The sequence below is a fragment of the Mongoliibacter sp. genome, from assembly GCF_007692705.1.
Lineage (GTDB): Bacteria > Bacteroidota > Bacteroidia > Cytophagales > Cyclobacteriaceae > Mongoliibacter.
Genome location: NZ_REBN01000150.1, coordinates 1 through 4,185, shown reverse-complemented (window position 1 = coordinate 4,185; position 4,185 = coordinate 1). Strand labels below are relative to the sequence as shown.

6 protein-coding genes and 1 pseudogene are annotated in these 4,185 nt (G+C 37.6%); 2 read left to right on the top strand and 5 right to left on the bottom strand.

Features of this window, described 5'->3' with window-relative positions; genetic code table 11:
• The coding region (locus EA341_RS09080) for a leucine-rich repeat domain-containing protein (protein ID WP_293013187.1) at positions 1-324 on the top strand (324 nt) is incomplete at its 5' end.
• A 262-nt stretch (positions 325-586) separates the two neighbouring features.
• Here the strand turns inward: EA341_RS09080 and EA341_RS09075 are convergent.
• The 5 genes from EA341_RS09075 to EA341_RS09055 form a co-directional block, all read right to left on the bottom strand.
• On the bottom strand, positions 587-1,615 hold the full coding sequence (locus EA341_RS09075) for a hypothetical protein (RefSeq protein ID WP_293013184.1): 1,029 nt from the start codon (positions 1,613-1,615) through the stop codon (positions 587-589).
• Positions 1,616-1,627: 12 nt separating this feature from the next.
• The gene (locus tag EA341_RS09070) at positions 1,628-1,951 is read right to left on the bottom strand and encodes a DUF3817 domain-containing protein (RefSeq protein ID WP_293013181.1); all 324 of its coding nucleotides are present in this window, start codon (positions 1,949-1,951) and stop codon (positions 1,628-1,630) included.
• Between the two features lies 1 nt (position 1,952).
• Entirely contained in the window at positions 1,953-2,498 is a 546-nt protein-coding gene (locus tag EA341_RS09065) for a hypothetical protein (protein WP_293013178.1), read from the bottom strand.
• A 101-nt stretch (positions 2,499-2,599) separates the two neighbouring features.
• Positions 2,600-3,139 carry an acyl-CoA thioesterase gene (locus EA341_RS09060; protein ID WP_293013175.1) on the bottom strand — a complete coding sequence of 180 codons (540 nt, stop codon included), beginning with the start codon at positions 3,137-3,139 and terminating at the stop codon, positions 2,600-2,602.
• 80 nt (positions 3,140-3,219) lie between these two features.
• Complete coding sequence (locus EA341_RS09055; protein WP_293013172.1) at positions 3,220-3,876, bottom strand: protein-L-isoaspartate(D-aspartate) O-methyltransferase; 657 nt, start codon at positions 3,874-3,876, stop codon at positions 3,220-3,222.
• A gap of 125 nt (positions 3,877-4,001) precedes the next feature.
• On the opposite strand from EA341_RS09055, the pseudogene EA341_RS09050 reads away from it, so the two are divergent.
• Positions 4,002-4,185, top strand: a pseudogene (locus EA341_RS09050) (riboflavin synthase); the annotation flags it as partial.

Below are 4,185 nucleotides of genomic sequence, written 5' to 3'. Positions count from 1 at the left end.
GATCCAGCAGTTTTAAAACCATTGAAAGAATTAAGGATACTGGATTTAAGTAGTACAGGTGTGGATGATTTAAGAGATATGTCTAACCTGACTGAAATTGAAGAATTAAATCTTGCCGGCACTAATATAAAGGTTTTAAGGGGTTTGGAAGGGTTTATTAACCTCAAGGTCTTAGATATTTCCAATACTAATGTGAGGTCTCTGAAACAAATCCAAAGCTTGGGAAGTCTGAAAAAACTTACTTGTTTCAATACTAGGATCAATAAGAGGACAGTAGATAATTTCAGAAAGCAGAACCCTGACTGTGATGTGCTTTATTATTAGAAGGAAGAAATAAGAACAAAGAGACAATAAGCGAGAACCGAGTGGTAAATGGTTTAGGCTTCGCGATGTAAATAGATATATGCCCCTGCCTACCGGCAGGCAGGTTCGGCGATATATTGGGAGCGTCATTTCATGAAAATAAGCATTTGTTGAAAGTGTCAAGTAAAATCAGGACGTGACACTTATTTCTAAACTCTCTGATCTAAACTTAAGAATCTCGTTTCTAGCCTCTAGACTGGCGCCTCTCGTTTTTCGCTTCTCTCTACCTTTTCAGCGTAAGCACCTGCTCTAAACTCATTCTAAGAATTTCACCCATATTATTGCACTTTAGGAATGCTTCATTTTTATAATGTTTTGAAAGATCCTTTTTAAGACTTTCGATATTTTCCGGAAGAGAAATAACATCTCTTTCCATACTTTCAAGAATGTCTTCGATTTCCATCGGAGAACTTTTGAGCCTAGTAGCAATCAATGCTCTTTCTTCCCTTTGGTACTGTAGCATGGATTCAGGGGTGATGTGCTTGACACCTAATTGAATCAAGGCATTGTTCTGTTTGAAATACTGCGGAAGATAAATGGATTTTTTGCCCTCGTATGATTGCTGATCAAAATCTATTGCTCTAATTCTATAATGAGTTTCCTCAAAATCGGGAGTGACATCAATTACGAAATTAGAAGAATGCATATCTCCAAGAAGTCTTACAAAACACCTTTCATTGAACTTGACGAATTCTTTTGCAAGTCTGATAGGATTCATCAAGGGATCGTTAATCTGTTGCCTCATAAACTGTTCACCGGGGATGCCTGCAATGTGTTCCTCAATCAAGGTGTTTTCGTGAACCAGGTAACTAATTCTATTTGGAGAAAGTAAATGTTCAAGCTCAAGTCCATATACCCTTGAGGCATCAGCATTTTTGACGTAGAAGTAATCAAAGTTGTCATTTATTCTATTGACAATCCGTACTCGAAATGGCTGGGTATTTCCATAAATACACAAATCAATCCTATCTACATAAAGGTGCTTCATGACAGACATGTCTCCTTCAGCTTTCAGCAAAGCATAAATGTTTTTGACATTGTAGTGAATTTCTTCCATATCTGACTCGGAATAGAAGACGGTTTCCCACAGCGTGTCATTTCCTTTGAAATCATAAAGGGGGATTGAGCTGTTATAGCGCAAAAGATCATTGTAATGGATGGGGAAACCCACCTCTCGTCCATATTTCTGGAGAAATCTTCTAAGCTCCAGGCTTATGGGGTAAACTACTTTTTTTTTACTGATAAGCGCCATTGACTTGTATCTTTAGGAAGAAGCCATTTCCTTCTCTTTTTTACTCAGGTACCTGTCAAATATAAAAGGCCCGAAAGGTAGCACTGAAGCAATTAAAGCGAATAGTGTTTTAGGGAAATCCCACCCTACTTTTTTTGCAGTAGGAAAAACCACATATATGTAAATGACAAATAAGACTCCGTGTGCCCAGCCTACGTAGGTGACAGCTAATGGAATGTCTAGCATGTATTTCATAGGCATAGCTATGAAAAGAAGTAACAAAAATGAAATACCTTCTATGATACTGATCACTTTAAATCTTTTGAGCCACTTGGCTTTTTCTATTTCCTGAGTCATGTTATTTATTGGTAATGTTGAAAAGGATCTGTAATTCAGTCCATAAGGCTCTTTTTAGACTTTTATTTTCTGCTATTGTTTTAAGGTCATCTGCGAAAAGGTATTCAGTTCCTTCCTCTTGAAGGATGATGTAGTTTTTCTTTTTTAAGCCGATGATGTCATGGTGTATATTTCCAAAAACAATGATTTTGTTCGGTGACATGTTTAAAAGATAATCCGGTGCCACCAGGTTTAAGTTCATGTCACTGCAAAGGGCGACATCTTTGAGGGAACAATTGACTGCATTGAGTATATTGAATAAAAGGTCATGGAGTTCTTTTTCTAGTTCCTTACCTTCAAAAACTACAAGAATTCCTTTTTCAAAACCTCCTTGGTATGTCAACTCCAGTTTTTCCTCCTCATCATCGACCGAGGTGGGTTCCGAGACATTGTTTTCATTTGCGTCTTCAAAATCATATTGACTTTTTAAGACTTTCGTATCCTCAGGCAATAGGTAAATTTCCTGATCCAGAAACAGGCTTAAATGGTGCAAGCTTTGTTTTTCCATGTGCCTAAATTCACTAAAAATTTGTGGCTTTCCAAGGCTAATCTTGACCTTAAAGAAGAAAATACCGGTAAAACAGAAGTTGCTGGATTACCGGAATAAAATTATTTTTTTGCAATGGATTTATCATCGAGATCAAAAATCGACCTCAACTCAACAGCATCTTTTGGATCCATCCTCTTGGCTAATACAAGTCTTAACTGTCTTCTTCTAAGGGCACCATCATAAAGTTCAACTTCTTCTGGTGTACTTGCAATGACTTCTGGCACTTCTATAGGCCTGCCGTTTTGATCAACTGCCACGAAGGTGAAAAATGCCCTATGGGTTTGGATCTTTTTATTTGCAGGAATATCCTCAGCCCAAACTTCAATAAAGACTTCCATTGAGGAATTAAATGCTCTGGTAACCTGTGCTTTAAGAGTCACTACATTGCCAAGAGCAATAGGGTGCTTGAAAGAAATGCTGTCTGCCGCTGCTGTTACTACAATCCTATTGGAGTGTTTTTGTGCGGCAATTGCTGCCACGATATCAACCCAGTGCATCAATTTACCCCCCATTAAGTTGTTAAGGGTATTGGTGTCATTAGGAAGGACCATTTCGGTCATTACTACTTGGGATTGGCTTGCTTGCTTTTTCTTAGTCATAAAACTTTATTTTATGTAAAAATACAAAATAAATTCTTTTTTACATTGAAAATTAGACCTTAAATCAATATAATATTCCGTTATCTCCAGCCTTCAGCTCCAAGAAGTGGCACAAAAGCAAAGTTGTCGAATTCCTCTTTCACTATTTTTATGCTTGTTTTTTTGGTGAGTTTAAGCATTTTTTGTGTTCGTCGATCACCAACTGGGATGACCAGTATTCCTCCAATAGCCAATTGTTTTAATAGGGAATTGGGTACAACTGGAGCTCCAGCTGTCACTAGTATTTTGTCAAAAGGAGCCTGAGATGGTAATCCTTGAGAACCGTCTCCGAAGTAAAAATGAAGATTGATTCCTAATTTGGTCAGGAATTTCTTGGTTCTCTCAAATAGTTTTTTCTGGTATTCTATAGTATGCACTTCTGCCCCTAATATATGTAATATAGAACCCTGATAACCAGATCCTGTACCAATTTCTAATACTTTATCTCCAGGCTTTACTTGCAATAATTCCGTTTGAAAAGCTACGGTATAAGGTTGTGAAATAGTCTGTCCTTCGCCTATCGGGAAGGCCTTATCTTCATATGCATGTGAGCCTAGGGCTGTATCAAAAAAGAAATGTCGGGGGAGGGTGTTGATGGCATTCAATACGGCTTCGTCTTTAATTCCTTTCCTCTTTAGGATTTTCACTAATTCTCTTCGTTGACCTTTGTGGCGGTAGCTGTCGTCTAAATTCAACATGCAGGTTTGGGGCTTTAGAAACTTTTATTTGGATTGCTAAGTTAAGGGATAAATTGGCTTAATTTGAGCATTAGAAGGAAGTACATTGCTTTCCTTCTGAATCATTGCAATTTATTTTCTGAAAAATGTTTACCGGAATTATAGAAACAATCGGGACTGTCCAAAATATAACAAAAGAAGGCAGTAACTTTCATATTGACATTCATTCAACCATTACCAATGAGTTGAAAATAGACCAATCTGTCTCCCATAACGGAGTTTGCCTTACGGTGGTCGGTATAGAAGGAGAAAATTATAGGGTAACCGCAA